The following is a 14,924-nucleotide window of genomic DNA, read 5'->3' as shown; positions in this document are numbered from 1 at the left end:
CACTGTCGTAGCGCTACCCGAAGCTAGCGCGTCTGCCCAGCTTGCGAAGCAAGCTTGTCTGCGCACACCTGCAAATATTAATCTGATATTTTTACACGCCTCAAATCTGGGGAGGTGGGTGATACCTTATTTCAGGGATTACACACTGATCCACTTTTTTATGCCCGACGATTTTTACACGGCTCGGACGACCGAGGCGGGAGCAACATTCTTATCCGTTTGCTGTCTCATCACAGCTTTAATATTATAACACATCTTGACTGAGTTGTCAAGAGAATTATCAAAAAAACGCCGCTAAAAAAGCAACGCTATGTTTATGTCCTTGTCTGCGGTTTTTCCGAAACTATAAGCCGCATGAATCCTTCGTTTTTTTGCAGTACGCTGAATATTGCGACTCCAATTACGGTTACACATACAAATTCGCCCAAGGCAACTTCTGCCGCACTGATCCAGTAGGGAAGGTGCATAAATAGCTTCAGTTCAAGAGCAACTATAAATGCGTTTGAGATAACAGGGAACAGCGAACAGATTATCATTCTTGCCAGGCTTCCCCGTTTTCTCAGCAAATACATAGGTATTGCTGAGATAACGGTTGCCAGGGTGCCAAAAAGTATATCCATTGATATCGGACTGAAAAGGTTTGCAATAAAGCAGCCCATTGAAACCGCAAAGATATAGTCCTTGCTGAAAAAACATAGAAGCATCAGCACTTCTGAGATCCTGAACTGTATATTATTATACGAAAGGGAGGATAGTGCAACGGTCAGTGTAACGTATAATGCTGCTATAACGCCGATACGTGTTACACGGCGGGCATTGAAGTATTCCATATCCGATCCTCCTTGTTTTTAAGAGCGGTTTTCCGCAATATACTCTGATGATCTCTGGTCAGATAAACGAGCAGCCTGCCGCTCGTTTGCAGCAGGCTACATATATTGGTTTATCATATTTACAAGCATTTCAACGTTTTTCTGATTTTGTTTTCTTGCGCCTATCTCTGTACCGAGATTTGGCTGACTGACTATGGTAACGCCTGTTCTCCCGTCAGGGATAACGCCCATTGCAATATACACCCTCTCGCCCCATGTAAAAAGCGAAATGCTTTTTCTGAGGTTTATGGTATAGTTCCGGCTGTCAGCCGATTCGATCTTGAAACCGCACATCTGCGCTGCATAGCCCACTGCATTGTAAACATAGTTTATGTCACGGCAGTAAGCCAGATCCACACGACAACTTTTATCAGAAAACAATCCCATTTATTATGCCTTGCCGATAGAACCGAACAGCTCCATCTTCTCTTTAACGGTAGCCTTGATAGCCTCAAAGCCGGGTGCGAGAAGCTTTCTTGGGTCAAATCCCTTGCCCTGGAGATCCTTGCCTGCCTCAACGTATTTTCTTGTTGCATCGGCAAAGGAAAGCTGGCACTCTGTATTAACATTTATCTTTGCAACGCCAAGAGAAATAGCCTTCTTTATCATGTCAGCAGGGATACCTGTGCCGCCGTGAAGAACCAGAGGAAGCTCGCCTACCTTCTCGTTTACTGCTGCCAGAGTCTCAAAGCTCAGACCTTCCCAGTTCTCAGGATACTTGCCGTGGATGTTGCCTATACCTGCTGCCAGGAAGTCAACGCCCAGATCAGCGATCATCTTGCACTCGTCAGGATCAGCGCACTCGCCTCTGCCGATAACGCCGTCTTCCTCGCCGCCGATAGAACCGACCTCAGCCTCGATGGAAAGACCAAGACCATGAGCAACTTTTACAAGCTCGGTCGTTTTTGCGATGTTTTCGTCGATAGCAAAGTGTGAACCGTCGAACATGATAGAGGTAAATCCTGCTTTGATGCACTTGTAGCAGCCCTCATATGTGCCGTGGTCAAGGTGAAGAGCAACAGGAACTGTGATGCCCAGTGACTTGTCCATTGCAGCAACCATAGCGGAAACTGTCTCAAAGCCTGTCATGTACTTACCTGCACCCTCGGATACACCCAGGATAACAGGGGAATTAAGCTCCTGTGCGGTGAGCAGAACAGCCTTTGTCCACTCAAGGTTGTTGATGTTGAACTGACCTACTGCGTACTTGCCTGCTCTTGCCTTATCGAGCATTTCCTTAGCATTAACTAACATTTATAAATCCTCCAATACATTAAAAATATGGGTATTCACCTTTTTAATTATATAACATATCGGTATTCTTTTCAAGAGGGACAAATTGGTTTTAACATATATTTCACATTTGCTCCCGGATGTGAGAAGAGGTAATGTGTGTGATCCGGCAGGTTCGTTGACTTTCATAGTGATATGTGATAAAATATCAAAAAAGGGGGCGCTGTTGTGAAGATAAGAAAGCTGCTTATTGCGGCAGTATCGTTTCGGGATATACCCCTGACGGCAGCAAAAATGAGGCTGATCTTGTTGCGAATTATTATGAAAAATATTGCTTTACCAAAGCGGACGGTTTTGGCGGGGTAAAGCCCCAGACCATAGGGTACGATCACGGACCTGATGTGGACGCAGTGGTTATAAATCTGGGAACCAACGATGCCACATATACGGGTGCTAATGCCCAAAGGCAGCAGGAGTATACGGACAAATATGTGGAGTTTCTTAAAGTCGTGAGAAATAAAAACCCCAAGGCAAGGATATTCTGCACCCTGGGTACTATGGGAAACACCTTGTATAATGCAATGCAAAATGCGGTGGAGCGATATAAGGCGCAGACAGGCGATGAGAACATCACTGCCTTTGAGCTTCCGCTGCAGGATCAGATCGCTGACGGAGTGGCTGTTAACGGACATCCCTCGGAGAAAACTCACGCAAAGGCTGCAGATTTAGTATCACAGAAGATAAAGACGGATATGGGCTGGTAATAATGGAAAATCGTTTATTGGTGCTTGAAACATCACAGCTGCAAAGCAGTGGTCTTTTCACACAGCTGTATGAATTGATGCCGATCAAGAGAAAAGAAAAGATAGATTCTTTCCGTTTTGAAAAGGACAAGTATCTTTCCCTTGCCGCAGGGGCACTGGTGGAATATGCCTTGTCCGACCTTGATAAGGACAGCAGGAAGATCTCTTATGGCAGCCATGGAAAGCCGTATCTTGAAAGGGGAGATCTGCACTTTAACCTCTCCCATTGTGACGGCATTGCAGTCTGTGCGGTGTCGGACAGCTGTGTAGGCGTTGACGCAGAAGGTATACGCACGGTCTCCGACAGGCTTATCCAAAGGGTGCTTTTGCCTGATGAGATAAAGTGGGTCAATTCTTATGGCTTACCTGAGGAAAAGAACAGGGCTTTTTTGCGGCTTTGGACGGTAAAGGAAAGCGTGATGAAATATCTCGGCGCAGGTCTCAGTCTTGGTCCGGAAAGGATAGGCATAAAACTTGACGGTCCTCTTGCGGCAAGCTGTGAGGAATACGACCTGAGTGGGGTGCGGTTCACGGAATTTGACCTTGACAAGCGGCATATTACCGTGTGTTCGCAATATGGAAGCTTTGTGTCCCGCCCGATTATGCTTACAGCGCAGATGATATTTGAAAAAATCAAAGCAGCATCCGAAAGGTAAGAGCCTTCGGGAGCTGCTTTTAATTTGGAACGATATAAACTATCTCTCTGGGGTTGAAAAGACGGGGGATAAAACCTGCTGTGTTGGCAAGTCCACGGGAGATTATCATGTTTTCGTGTACGCCGCTGGTGTATCTGGGAAATAACCCCTGCCCCGGGGCATAGAGTCCACGACCGAAAAGCCTTATCTGTCCGCCGTGAGCGTGTCCGCTAAGTATCAGGTCTATTTTTTTGTCTTTAAGGTACTTGTCCCGATATTCCGGATGGTGACACAAAAGCAGTTTTTTGCCGCTTTGCTTTTCAAACTCGTCCAGCCAGCCGATAACAGGCTCGTTTCGCTGGGGAGCATTGAAGTGCTGCCACTTGGGGTATACCTGCTGTTTCCCCTTGCGAAACTCAGTGTATGCGCTTACCCCTGATGATGTAAGTGCTCCGATGAAAACACCGTTGAACTGTGTCCATGTGTTGTCAAGCAGCTTTACTCCCGTGCCTGCGATTATTTCCTTATCCTTGTCTGAAAGCATCCATTCGTGGTTGCCCAGGGAAACAAAGGTGGGAGCGTGCTTTGCGCAGTCGGCGAGAAAGTCCAGGGAATACCGGGTCCGTGACATAACGGGAGTGTCGTCGGTGGGAGCGTATGTGTATAAAAAATCACCTGCAACAGCTATGATATCAGGCTGCTGCCGCCGTAGGGAACGGCTTATCTCATCATACGGTCTGTTATGGATATCCGCCAGCAGGCATATCTTTAAAGGGAAGTCATAATTGTAAAATGTTTCTTTCAATCTGGTTATCCTTTCACCAAATCTGAGTTTTGATGCTTTTTATTATATATAAAAAAGTGTGCCCTGTCAAGGCAAAAAAATGCTTGTAATAAACTCAAAAAAATGATATAATACCCATAAAGAAAAATAAAAGCTGACAAAGGAGGATCTTTCATGAAAGAAGTATTTGATTTTCTCAAGAGCGCAGGCACCTATTATCTTGCCACCGTTGAGGGCGACCAGCCAAGGGTAAGACCTTTTGGCACAGTTGATATTTTTGAGGATAGGCTTTATATCCAGACAGGCAAGTCCAAGGATATCTCAAAGCAGCTTGCAAACAACCCCAAGGCTGAGATATGCGCATTTAAAGACGGCGTGTGGCTGAGAGTAGCAGGTGAACTTGTGAACGACGACAGGGTAGAGGCAAAGGAGCATATGCTTGATAACTATCCCGAGCTGAAGGGAATGTACTCTGCACAGGATGACAACACCCAGGTGCTATACTTTAAAAATGCCACCGCCACATTTTCCTCGTTTACAGATGCACCAAGAACGGTAAAATTCTGATTTTGGAGAATAAGGCAAAAAGATCAGGATAAATAACGCAGGGAAGCTGTGTGATATTACCAACATAAAAAAGTCCTTACCCCTACTTTGCAGGATAAGGACTTTGTTTTTAATCTACCGATTCTACCTCGTAGGTAAGTAAATAACCCGAGCTTCCTTCCGTTTCTTTCCAGCCCTTTATCAGACGCTTTGCAATGCCGTGGTAGTCGTCTGAAACGGCGTATGTGCAAAGCACGAAGAAGCTGCCTGCGTATCTGCTTACTACATCGTTCCTTTTAAGGTTGATTATCAGATAATCTTCAAAAGAATCCATGATCTCGTCCGGTATGGATCTGCCGTTGTCGTTTTCCAGAGTGAATCTTAAAAAGCCCACATAGGTATTGTTTACGTGAACATTTCTGCACAGGAATTTATAGATGACCTGGAGCTTGTCGAAGTTCACAAGGTATGCACCCTTGCCTTCATTTCTTTCTCCGATTATCACCTTTATCTGACCAAGGTCACGTGTATCCTTTTTGGTATCCTCTTTTTTGTTTTTACTCTGATAGAAGGAATAACCGTGCTTTCCGTTCTGCTTGACAATATAAAGTGCCTTGTCGGCAAGCTTTGCAAGCTCATTATAGTCACGTCCCTCCGCAGGAACTTTGATAGCTCCGATAGATGTTCCAAGAGGAATGGTCATGTCATCGCCCATATACTCCTTGGCAGACTTGGTTATTTCACGGTTGAGAGTATCGGTTATCTCTTCGACCCTTTCCTCGTCTGTGGAATCCTTTATAAACCCTATAAACTCGTCACCGCCGATCCTTCCGGCAATGTTGTCCTCACCGAGGGTCTGTGTCAGCAGCTGAGAAAATCTTATAAGTATCTTATCACCCATGTCGTGACCGTACAGGTCATTGACCAGCTTGAAGCTGTCAAGGTCTATCATCATAAGAGTGCCTGTTTCTTCGCTGCACGCCATTTCAAGGGCTTTTTTAGAGCCCTCCTTGTTAAGTATGCCGGTCATTGGGTCGGTGGATATCTTCATCTGAAGACCTCTCATCCTCAGGGTCCTCTTGTTTATGGTGTAGAAAAGCCAGATGATATACATGACGAATGCTACACAAACAAGCAACAGGTACATTCTGAAATACAAACGCTCATACATCATTGCCTTTTTCTCTATGTCGATGACTTCCCGGCGCTGAACATCTCCTGTAAGCTCATCAAGCAGCTCGATATGCAGCTTGTAGTCACCGTAAGGCAGATTTGTGAACGAAAGGGGAGTTATCTCGTTCTGATAACAGGTGATTCCGGGGTCCTTGGAGCCTTCAAGGTAGTAATGCACCCGGGGATTGGAAAGAGAGTAGTTGTTTACCGCAACATTGAATTGTATACGTTCGGAGGTTGCGGGAATGACCCACTTGCCGTCATTTTCTCTTATGATCTCTCCCCCTGCATCTATTGAGCGCAGACGCATCTGGAACTCAGCGTTAATGGAATCATAATGCTTGGTGGATATTCTTCTTACGCCCGTCAGTACAGCAAAGATACAGCATATCATCGTTTGATGTGTTCCATGAATTGGCGGTAAAAGTGGTGTTGAGTCCCCACCTGTCGTTAAGGAGAGTGCAGCTGTACTTTTCGTCCTTTAAAAGCTTTTCCTCACTTACGATGTAAAGACCTGCGCTTGAGGTTATCCAGCACTCTTTATCCTGAGTAATAAAAATATCGTAATTGTTGGAATAGGGAAAGTTATCCAGCCTTTTTATTTTTTCCCCGTTGTCGTAATAAAGTGCGTTGCTGGTAACATACAGATATCCGCCGCTGCACTTTACTATCCTCATTACCACCAGGGTGTCAAGACCTTCGTCTTTGCCGATATGTCCTGCAACGGTATCGTTCCTGATAATATATATGCCGTCACCGTCCGTTCCTGCAAGGATAGTGCCGTCCTCTTTTTCCTCCATGGTAAGGATGAACTGGTTGTTCAGTCCGTTGGGTCTGCCTATCGAGCCCACTACTTTATCATCTTTTATGAATGTGAGACCTGTGTTGCTCGCCGCAACTATGCGCCCGTCCTTGAGCTCTTTGACAGATCTGAATTTATAGCCTTTAAGGGAAGGGTTGAGCTCGATAAGATTCTTGATCTGCCCCAGATTATCCACACGAATGAGACCATGGCTGCCGTATGTGCTTATCCATGTGTTTTCCTTTGAGTCAACATAGATGTTTCTTATTCTTTCATTATCCAGCATTCCCTGATAGCCGTTTCTCAGCTCCTTGTTGGTTTTCAGATCAATGAGCTCAAGACCGTTATCCGTGCCTACATAAAGTGTGTTGTTGTTTATTATCACTGTGTTGACAACGCTGCCTGCGGCAGAGGAGCCGTTGAGCATATTATAAAACGGTGTGCGGGCATATTTCAGAAGCCCCTGCTTGCTGGATGACACCCAGATGTTGTTCTGGTCGTCTATACAGATGTCACTGATCGCATCGCTGAAGGAGTTTTTGGACATATCCTGGGATCTTTTGGTTTTCAGGTCCAGAAAGCCCATACCTTTTTCACAGCAATAGAACACTCCGTTCACGCCCTTATCATAGACCATCTTGTTAAAGAATGAACCGTTGCTTAAAGAAAGCTGATCCACATATTCAAGCTTTTCTCCGTTTTGTCTGTATCTGTCAATAAAGTTTGAGCTTGTTCCCACAAGCAAAAAATCATCTGTGAGCACAACGTTTCTGTAAATAATGTTATTGCCCTTAGTATAGTTGCCGGAGTAGATCAGAAGATCGTTTTTCACCATAAACAGCAGACCGCTGTTTGTGACCCCGACAATGCTTCCGTCCGGCATCAGTTCAAGTGACTGAGCGTAGGTCACCTTTTCCCACTCTGCATAGTTCTTTATAGTTCCGTCGGGCTTGATCTTAGCAAGGGAAAGAACCGTTCCCACAAAGATGTTTCCGTTTTTATCCTCTTTTATGGATCTCACGGAATCTGCCGGCAATCCTTTGGAGGAATCGAAGACCTGGGTGTTTCCGCTGTCCGGGTCGAAGCATATTGCACCGCTGTCGTTTGTGCCGATCCAAAGTCTGTTTTTGGAATCCACAAACAGAGTCATTACATTTTTGATCTTATCGTTAAGGTTTGTCTTTTCAAATTTGATTCCGTCGTAGAAATAAAGTCCCGAATATGTACCTACCCAGATAAACCCGTCCTTTGTCTGTGCAACAGCGTTTACCTCAGCAGAGGGCAGACCGTCCTTGCTTGTAAAGGGAGCAGCTTCATAATCTGCGCCGTATTCCGCAGCTTGGGCAGCTATGCCAAGCTGAGATATTGCAAGACCTGCACAGATAAGCATCGCTGCCATTGTCATGGTACTTTTCTTCTTTTTTGCCTTGACAAACCTTATGTCCGTCATATCCGCTATTACCAGCGCAAGAAGTATACATATCACCCTGTCGGGCATATCAATAAAGAACTGCGAAAGGAAAATATTGAAGTTATCCGAGCTTATAGAATCGGAAAGCATATCGTAAAGTGCGTTGCCCCATATGTTGCCGGGATACCCGTCATAATACAGGTTGTTCAGGGGCACAGCTATAATTGACGATATAAGAGCCGAAAGCATAGCTACCGAAACAATGCCCAGCAGGTCTTCCTTGTGGCGTTTTGGGAACAAAAATCCCACGACAAGTGCCACCGACACGCCCACCAGGGTATAGGCAACAGTATGACCATGTATTAGTGCAGGGATCAGCGTTGACGGTATAGCAACTATTGTTCCGGCTATGGGCCCCATAAGTATTGACGCCGCCATTGTTCCTGAAGTATCAAGCCACCATGGCAGGTTAAGTGTGCCGGATAACCAGTTGCCGGCAAAGTTCAGCAGCACAAGCAGGACCATTATGACCAGATTTCGTTTTGTTATTTTAAAGGAGATGCGCTCTTTCATATCAACCCTCCTCAATTTCATAATATATCATTAACTATTATAACACATTTCACAAAGCATTTCAATAAGAAAAAACCCCGATTTTTCATTTTTCGGGGCTTTTGGATAATAGATATGATCTTTCGGTTTTATCTTTTATGCCGTGGGTATCAGTCCTTGTATATTTCCTTGAACTTGGCAAAGAGCACCTCACGTGCCTTTGGGATATCCTCGCAGTAGATGCTCACCACTTCATGAACATCGCTGCCGTCTGCAAGTGATTTGATCTCCTTTACGCTGCTGCCGTAGCCTGTGCTGCCCTGTGTTGCCACCAGGTAAATATCCATTCCTTTGGTGTCGGCACTTTCCAGGAAGCTTGCCACTGGCATAGGTATATTGCCCCACCAGAGGGGGTACACAAGGATGATGCTGTCATAGCCCGAAACGTCCACCTTTTCAATGCTCGGGCGTGCTTTTTCTTTTAGCTCGTCGCCTGCCACAGATATGGTCTTGGAGTAGGTGCCGGGATATTTACCTCCTGTGACTTTAATTGATGCCTTGGGGCAGGAGAGCATATCTGTGAGCATATCTGCAATAAGCCGGTTGCTTCCCATCAGCTCTCCGTCTGCACGGAGCAGGGAAGCTCCGGAGACTGCATCTGTATCATGGCTTACCTGTGAATTTTCAAGCCATGTGAAATACACCACCAGCGGCTTTTTACTGCCGGTGTTTATCTTTTCTCCTTCAACTGCCTGAGAGTATTGCACCTCTACCTTGCGCAGATGCCTGTTCATATAAGGCACAGCAAAAAGCCCGATAGCCATTGACGCTGCCGCCGCAAGACATATCAGCACCACGGCTTTTTTCTTTTTCTTTGCCCTGAAATAGCCGTGCATACCGCCGTGAATGGCTGCAAGGGTCAGCACAGCGGTCGCAAGGTACCTGTGCAGATCGGTATATCCTAAAAATGTGATATCGGGGAACAGGGTCCTTGATACGCCCATGCTGCTCAGAGCCAAAGCTATTATGCACACAAAAAGCAGCATTGTCACCACAGTGGAGAACACCCGTGCCTTGGAATCAAATTTTATCTTGCCTTTTAAAAGAGCCTTTATCCATGAGCTTTTGATTATAATGTGCCCTATAAGGTTTGCAAAAAAGACAATGCCCAGTATCTCATGGGCAATGTTGCCGGTGAAAATATACAGCATCTGCGCCAGAAGCAGTACGTACATGATAATATCTATAATTATGCCGATCTTTCTCTTTAAGCTTTGTTTGCTCATGGGCGTTCACTCCTTTTATAGAATTATATCAGAGCACACCTGCTGTTGTCAAGAAAAAAGAGCTGCAAACCGCAGCCCTTTTTCAGCGCCTATTTTATTTCCTTTTTCCATTCGTCGCTTATCTCCGCACCGCATTCGCAGCAGCACGCTTCCATAACAGCCTTGCCCACACCTCTGAAAAGTCTTTTTGTGCCTTCCTTGCTTGCGGTGTAGTTGACTGCTCTGCGGGGGTCGATACCCATAGAGCCTGCGGTTTCCGCAGAGTCTATGTTTGCCCCTACGAAAAGAAACTCCCATCCGTACTTTTCCTTTTGCTTTTCGATCAGCTTTTTGACCTGAGGCTGTGTGTATTGAGTGCTGGCGTTTTCCATTCCGTCGGTGGTGATCACGAACAATGTTTTCTGTGGGATATCCTCCTTACGGGCATACTTATGGATATTTCCTATGTGTTTGACGGCATTGCCCACAGCATCAAGCAGAGCCGTGCAGCCCATTGGTGCGTAGTCCTCACGGGTAAGCTCCTTGATATTGGAAATATCCGTTCTGTCGTGAACGACCTGGGATGTTTCGCTGAACATGACCGTGGACACAAGTATCTGTCCGCCGTTTTTTTTCTGCTCCTGGATCATGGTGTTGAATCCGCCGATGGTGTCGTCCCTCAAAGGTGACATGGAGCCGCTCTTGTCAATGATGAATACCAGCTCTGTAAGGTTCTTTGTTTCGTTTGAAGCAGTCTTTTTCATAGTGATTCCTCCTTGTAGGTCTTTGGTGTTGTGTTTTGTTTACAGCTATAATATACCACACCCGTAAGGAGGTTTGGTCGCCTGAAAAGCGACAAATAAAAATCTGCGCACCACATGGGTACGCAGATCTCCTCAGCAGCCTATCAAAGACTGGTCAAAGGCAAAAAGTGCCTGGTTTATTTCAAAAACATCATAGTTCTTGTGCATAATAAAATACTTCACGATAAGATCGAATTTAAGACTGTCGGAAAGGGTGTAGCCTGCCTTGGCAAGAAGCTTACCCGTGCCTTCAAGGTCAAGCTCCAGTGCCAGGGCAAAAGCGATCACGGTCTGCTTTTTTGGCCTGTAATTCACGTCACTGCGTATCTTTGAAAACAGCTTGCGGTCAATGTTTGCCTTGCGGTATGTCTGAACGTCGCTCATACCGCTTTCGTCTATAAGTCTGAGCAGTGACTGTGAAAACGACTCGTCGTGGCTCATAACAAACTGGTCAAGACTCTGTGCAGGCTCGCAGGCACACTCCTCCGCCATCTCCATGTAGGTGGTTTCCTTCGCAGCCATTCTCATTCCCGGAGCAGATCCCTTTGCCCCGCAAGCTTTTGCCGCACCAAGCATAAAGCTATTTGCTTTTGCAGCTGCCGGCTGATCCCGGTTTGTACTTATATAATCTCTTATGCTTTTAAAAAGTCCGCCGTCCATGGTGAATGTGCTTTTTGTATAAAGCACCATGGTAACGTCCATGTCGTTATCTTTAAGAAACTCTCTGATAGAATTAACAGCTACCTGCAAAGCCTTGTCCTTTGGATAACCGTAGACGCCGGAGGATATCAAGGGGAAAGCAATGCTCTCGCAGCCCTTTTGCTTTGCAAGCTCAAGGGAATTGTCGTAGCAGGAGCGCAGCAGCTCACTTTCGCCTTTTTCGCCGCCCTGCCAGACAGGTCCGACTGTATGTATGATATATTTGCAGGGGAGCTTGTAGCCTTTTGTGACCTTGGCTTGTCCTGTTTTGCAGCCGCCAAGCGTGCGGCATTCGTCCAGCAGTCCGCTGCCTGCCCCACGGTGTATCGCACCGTCAACACCGCCTCCGCCCAGCAGCGATGAGTTTGCTGCGTTGACTATGGCGTCAGCCGAAACTTTTGTTATGTCTCCCGTAATAATATTAAAAGGCATAGTTTTCCTCCTTACTATTCAGTCTTTTTCATAGAAGACCAGATCCATCTTATCGTTTATCTTTTCAGTCCTGCCTGTCCTTTTGTAGCCCAGCTTTTCGTAGAGATGACAGTTGCCCTGCTCCTGAAGGATCGTACTCAGCTCCCAGCTGTGTTCGCCGTGGATCTGCTCTGCAAGTCTTACTGCTGCCTGTGCGTATCCTTTGCTGCGATGATGTTTCATTATGAAAATCGGAGAAAGCAGCTTTTTAGTCCCTTGAGCGACTACTCTTAATGCGCCGATCTTTTCGCCACCGCTGACTATGAAATAGTAAAAGCTGCCGTCTTGCAGCCGAGCCTGCACTTTTTCAACACTCTCGCATGCGGGGTCCGTTTCAAAGTCCTGATATTTTTCCAAAAGGTCACGAAAAGCCTCTGTCTGCATTTGCCAAAGGGTCGGTGCGTCGCATAACTCTATTCGTATAAGCTCCACAAAATCATCTCCAAAAGTTTCTACATCAATCATACACCAAAACGGGCTGCAAATCAACACTTTTTTTCTTTTCCAAACAGATCACCGGCTTTGAGGCAAAAAAAGAGCCGGACCACAAAGCCCGGCTCCTGATTATTGCCTCTTAAAGCTGTTAGTTTGTTGAGTCAGCGTACTTTGCAGCGAGCTCAGCGATCTTTCCGTCTTCCTTCATCTTCTTGATGGACTTGTTGATCTCGTCAAGCAGCTCCTTGTTACCCTTCTTAACAGCAATAGCATACTCTTCGTTCTCAAACTCCTTGTTGTCCTCAACGATCTTCAGACCCTTGTTGTCCTTAACGTACTTGTCAGCTGTTGCGGAATCGATAACAACAACATCGCACTTGCCGTTAACAAGCTCCATGATCGCCTCGGTACCCTTCTTGAAGGACTGATAGCTAAAGCCAAGCTTCTTTACGCAGGTCTCACCTGTGTAGCCCTGGATAACAACTATCTTCTTGTCAGCCATATCGGAAGCCTTTGCAATGTCTGAATCTTCCTTAACGATCATTACCTGCTTAGCGTTGTAATATGTCTCGGAGAAATCAACCTTTTCTTTTCTCTCATCGGTAACAGTCATACCTGCGATCGCAGCGTCTATCTTACCGTTGTCAAGAGCAACCAGGAGGGAATCAAACTCCATATTTTCGATCTTTGCTTCCTTGTCGTTGTCCTCGCCGATCTGCTTTGCTATAGCCATATCGATGCCGTCGAACTCGCCGATAACACCCTTGGATACGACATACTCAAACGGAGGGAACTCTGCATTTGTACCAAACTTGATCGAGCCCTTGCTCTTTGAATCAGATGAGCTGCTGGAATCTCCGCAAGCTGTAAATGTAACAGCCATAAGAGCTGCAGCGACCGTCATGCTTACGATCTTTACAAACTTTTTCATACTAATCTTCTCCTTTATAATATCTTTATAAGGCATATTCGCCTGATAAACAATGTTGTGTCACAGCACCTTGCTCAGGAACTTCTGTGTACGTTCATTCTGCGGGTTTTCAAAAACATCCTTCGGATTTCCGCTTTCCATTACAATCCCCTGATCCATAAACAGCAGCCTTGTTCCCACTTCCTTTGCAAAGCCCATTTCGTGTGTTACAACCACCATAGTCATTCCGCTGTCTGCAAGGCTTTTCATAACGTCAAGCACTTCACCCACCATTTCAGGGTCAAGAGCAGATGTAGGCTCGTCAAAAAGCATTATCTCAGGCTCCATAGCAAGTGCTCTTGCAATGGCAACACGCTGTTTCTGTCCGCCTGAAAGCTGTGAGGGGTAAGCGTCTGCCTTATCCTCAAGTCCCACCTTGCCCAGAAGCTCGATAGCCTTATCGTGAGCCTGCTGCTTTGTCATTTTCTTCAAAAGCACAGGCGCAAGAGTTATGTTGTCATGTATAGTCAGGTGAGGGAACAGATTGAAGTGCTGGAAGACCATGCCCATTTTCTGCCTTATCCTGTTTACATCTACCTTTGGGTCATTTATCTTCTCGTCGTCGATAAAAATTTCTCCCTCGGTAGGTGTCTCAAGCAGATTCAGGCAGCGCAGAAAGGTGCTCTTTCCGGAACCTGAAGGACCTATGACCACCACGACCTCGCCTTTTTTGATATGCTCATCTATCCCGCAAAGCACTTCAAGGTCGCCGAAGGTCTTTTTAAGATTTTTTACCTTTATCATAAACCGTCAGCCGCCTTTCTTACCTTACGTCCGATTTTCTCAGTCTCTTTTCCAGAAGTCCGAGACATATGGTGAGTATTTTGATTATAACAAAATAGATAACTGCTGTTGCCAGCAGAGGCATTGCTGCTTCAAATGTGGCACTCTTGACAAAGTCGCTGGCTTTCTGGATATCCATAAGACCAACGTATCCCACGATAGCCGTTTCCTTGATAAGTACGATAAACTCGTTGCAAAGTGCAGGGAATATGTTTTTAAGTGCCTGGGGCAGAACTATCTTCAGCATGGTCTGGCGACCGTTAAGACCAAGCGAGCGACCTGCTTCGGTCTGCCCCTTGTCGATAGACATTATTCCCGCTCGGATTATTTCCGAAACGTAAGCACCTGAGTTTATACCAAAAGCAATAGCGGCAATGATCCATTTTTCAAGATCCACCGATGCAAAAATAACAAAGTAGATTATCATCAGCTGTGTTACCGAAGGCGTACCACGGATCACATCCGTGTAGACCTTTCCGATAAATCTTAGCGGAAGGTGCTTTGAGAGATTGAAAAGTGCGATTATAAAACCGATGATTATACCTATTACCACTGCCAGAAGTGAGACTTTCAGCGTCAGCAGTATTCCGTCAATAAAAAGCTTGTATCTGTCTTCACGGATAAAGGTCTTTTCAAAGGATTCCTGAAATCCCGAAAACCAAGAGAAAGCCGTGACCATATCCATAGCAA

Annotated in this window: 16 protein-coding genes; 3 read left to right on the top strand and 13 right to left on the bottom strand. The window is 45.8% G+C overall.

Annotated features, from left to right (window positions below; translation table 11 throughout):
• Positions 1–314 precede the first annotated feature (314 nt).
• From T494_RS0104445 to fba, 3 genes are all read right to left on the bottom strand, one after another.
• Positions 315–830, bottom strand: a complete 516-nt coding sequence (locus T494_RS0104445; protein WP_028505263.1) for a QueT transporter family protein — start codon at positions 828–830, stop codon at positions 315–317.
• Between the two features lie 96 nt (positions 831–926).
• Entirely contained in the window at positions 927–1,256 is a 330-nt protein-coding gene (locus T494_RS0104440) for a hypothetical protein (RefSeq protein ID WP_028505262.1), read from the bottom strand.
• Between the two features lie 3 nt (positions 1,257–1,259).
• Positions 1,260–2,123 carry a class II fructose-1,6-bisphosphate aldolase gene (gene fba / locus T494_RS0104435; RefSeq protein ID WP_028505261.1) on the bottom strand — a complete coding sequence of 288 codons (864 nt, stop codon included), beginning with the start codon at positions 2,121–2,123 and terminating at the stop codon, positions 1,260–1,262.
• 176 nt (positions 2,124–2,299) lie between these two features.
• Here fba and T494_RS12260 point away from each other — a divergent pair, with 176 nt between their 5' ends.
• Complete coding sequence (locus T494_RS12260; RefSeq protein ID WP_051540060.1) at positions 2,300–2,866, top strand: SGNH/GDSL hydrolase family protein; 567 nt, start codon at positions 2,300–2,302, stop codon at positions 2,864–2,866.
• Positions 2,867–2,868: 2 nt separating this feature from the next.
• The gene (locus tag T494_RS0104425; RefSeq protein WP_081777215.1) at positions 2,869–3,561 is read left to right on the top strand and encodes a 4'-phosphopantetheinyl transferase superfamily protein; all 693 of its coding nucleotides are present in this window, start codon (positions 2,869–2,871) and stop codon (positions 3,559–3,561) included.
• Between the two features lie 19 nt (positions 3,562–3,580).
• On the opposite strand, the gene T494_RS13350 is transcribed toward T494_RS0104425, so the two are convergent.
• Positions 3,581–4,345, bottom strand: coding sequence for a metallophosphoesterase (locus T494_RS13350; protein ID WP_028505259.1), 765 nt, complete (start codon positions 4,343–4,345; stop codon positions 3,581–3,583).
• A gap of 153 nt (positions 4,346–4,498) precedes the next feature.
• Here T494_RS13350 and T494_RS0104415 point away from each other — a divergent pair, with 153 nt between their 5' ends.
• On the top strand, positions 4,499–4,891 hold the full coding sequence (locus T494_RS0104415; protein ID WP_028505258.1) for a pyridoxamine 5'-phosphate oxidase family protein: 393 nt from the start codon (positions 4,499–4,501) through the stop codon (positions 4,889–4,891).
• Between the two features lie 109 nt (positions 4,892–5,000).
• Here T494_RS0104415 and T494_RS0104410 read toward each other — a convergent pair whose 3' ends face one another.
• The 9 genes from T494_RS0104410 to T494_RS0104365 form a co-directional block, all read right to left on the bottom strand.
• Positions 5,001–6,437: a GGDEF domain-containing protein gene (locus T494_RS0104410; RefSeq protein WP_028505257.1), complete on the bottom strand. Its 1,437-nt coding sequence runs from the start codon at positions 6,435–6,437 to the stop codon at positions 5,001–5,003.
• Complete coding sequence (locus T494_RS0104405) at positions 6,376–8,829, bottom strand: two-component regulator propeller domain-containing protein (protein WP_028505256.1); 2,454 nt, start codon at positions 8,827–8,829, stop codon at positions 6,376–6,378. The genes T494_RS0104410 and T494_RS0104405 overlap by 62 nt, the downstream gene beginning before the upstream one ends.
• 149 nt (positions 8,830–8,978) lie before the next feature.
• Positions 8,979–10,094 (bottom strand): hypothetical protein, encoded by a 1,116-nt coding sequence (locus T494_RS0104400; RefSeq protein ID WP_028505255.1) that lies wholly within the window; start codon positions 10,092–10,094, stop codon positions 8,979–8,981.
• A gap of 89 nt (positions 10,095–10,183) precedes the next feature.
• Positions 10,184–10,837 (bottom strand): vWA domain-containing protein, encoded by a 654-nt coding sequence (locus T494_RS12250; protein ID WP_051540058.1) that lies wholly within the window; start codon positions 10,835–10,837, stop codon positions 10,184–10,186.
• Between the two features lie 132 nt (positions 10,838–10,969).
• Positions 10,970–12,007 carry an O-acetyl-ADP-ribose deacetylase gene (locus T494_RS0104390; RefSeq protein WP_028505254.1) on the bottom strand — a complete coding sequence of 346 codons (1,038 nt, stop codon included), beginning with the start codon at positions 12,005–12,007 and terminating at the stop codon, positions 10,970–10,972.
• An 18-nt stretch (positions 12,008–12,025) separates the two neighbouring features.
• A complete protein-coding gene (locus tag T494_RS0104385; RefSeq protein WP_081777212.1) occupies positions 12,026–12,511 on the bottom strand; it encodes a GNAT family N-acetyltransferase in 486 nt (161 codons plus the stop codon).
• Between the two features lie 118 nt (positions 12,512–12,629).
• Positions 12,630–13,412, bottom strand: a complete 783-nt coding sequence (locus T494_RS0104375; protein ID WP_028505252.1) for a transporter substrate-binding domain-containing protein — start codon at positions 13,410–13,412, stop codon at positions 12,630–12,632.
• 60 nt (positions 13,413–13,472) lie between these two features.
• A complete protein-coding gene (locus T494_RS0104370; RefSeq protein ID WP_028505251.1) occupies positions 13,473–14,195 on the bottom strand; it encodes an amino acid ABC transporter ATP-binding protein in 723 nt (240 codons plus the stop codon).
• 19 nt (positions 14,196–14,214) lie between these two features.
• Complete coding sequence (locus T494_RS0104365; protein WP_242836380.1) at positions 14,215–14,919, bottom strand: amino acid ABC transporter permease; 705 nt, start codon at positions 14,917–14,919, stop codon at positions 14,215–14,217.
• Between the last annotated feature and the right edge of the window lie 5 nt (positions 14,920–14,924).

It is taken from the genome of Ruminococcus sp. FC2018 (genome assembly GCF_000621805.1).
Classification (GTDB): domain Bacteria; phylum Bacillota; class Clostridia; order Oscillospirales; family Ruminococcaceae; genus Hominimerdicola.
This window is presented reverse-complemented; position numbering and strand designations above follow the sequence as displayed.

What these genes read in the sequence shown, in the direction of transcription:
- fba (WP_028505261.1), bottom strand. Translation starts at nt 2,123, where the DNA reads ATGTTAGTTAATGCTAAGGAAATGCTCGATAAGGCAAGAGCAGGCAAG.
- T494_RS12250 (WP_051540058.1), bottom strand. Translation starts at nt 10,837, where the DNA reads ATGAAAAAGACTGCTTCAAACGAAACAAAGAACCTTACAGAGCTGGTA.
- T494_RS0104390 (WP_028505254.1), bottom strand. Translation starts at nt 12,007, where the DNA reads ATGCCTTTTAATATTATTACGGGAGACATAACAAAAGTTTCGGCTGAC.
- T494_RS0104425 (WP_081777215.1), top strand. Translation starts at nt 2,869, where the DNA reads ATGGAAAATCGTTTATTGGTGCTTGAAACATCACAGCTGCAAAGCAGT.
- T494_RS0104400 (WP_028505255.1), bottom strand. Translation starts at nt 10,094, where the DNA reads ATGAGCAAACAAAGCTTAAAGAGAAAGATCGGCATAATTATAGATATT.
- T494_RS0104415 (WP_028505258.1), top strand. Translation starts at nt 4,499, where the DNA reads ATGAAAGAAGTATTTGATTTTCTCAAGAGCGCAGGCACCTATTATCTT.
- T494_RS0104410 (WP_028505257.1), bottom strand. Translation starts at nt 6,437, where the DNA reads ATGATATGCTGTATCTTTGCTGTACTGACGGGCGTAAGAAGAATATCC.
- T494_RS0104370 (WP_028505251.1), bottom strand. Translation starts at nt 14,195, where the DNA reads ATGATAAAGGTAAAAAATCTTAAAAAGACCTTCGGCGACCTTGAAGTG.
- T494_RS0104405 (WP_028505256.1), bottom strand. Translation starts at nt 8,829, where the DNA reads ATGAAAGAGCGCATCTCCTTTAAAATAACAAAACGAAATCTGGTCATA.
- T494_RS0104365 (WP_242836380.1), bottom strand. Translation starts at nt 14,919, where the DNA reads ATGGATATGGTCACGGCTTTCTCTTGGTTTTCGGGATTTCAGGAATCC.
- T494_RS0104375 (WP_028505252.1), bottom strand. Translation starts at nt 13,412, where the DNA reads ATGAAAAAGTTTGTAAAGATCGTAAGCATGACGGTCGCTGCAGCTCTT.
- T494_RS0104440 (WP_028505262.1), bottom strand. Translation starts at nt 1,256, where the DNA reads ATGGGATTGTTTTCTGATAAAAGTTGTCGTGTGGATCTGGCTTACTGC.
- T494_RS0104445 (WP_028505263.1), bottom strand. Translation starts at nt 830, where the DNA reads ATGGAATACTTCAATGCCCGCCGTGTAACACGTATCGGCGTTATAGCA.
- T494_RS0104385 (WP_081777212.1), bottom strand. Translation starts at nt 12,511, where the DNA reads ATGATTGATGTAGAAACTTTTGGAGATGATTTTGTGGAGCTTATACGA.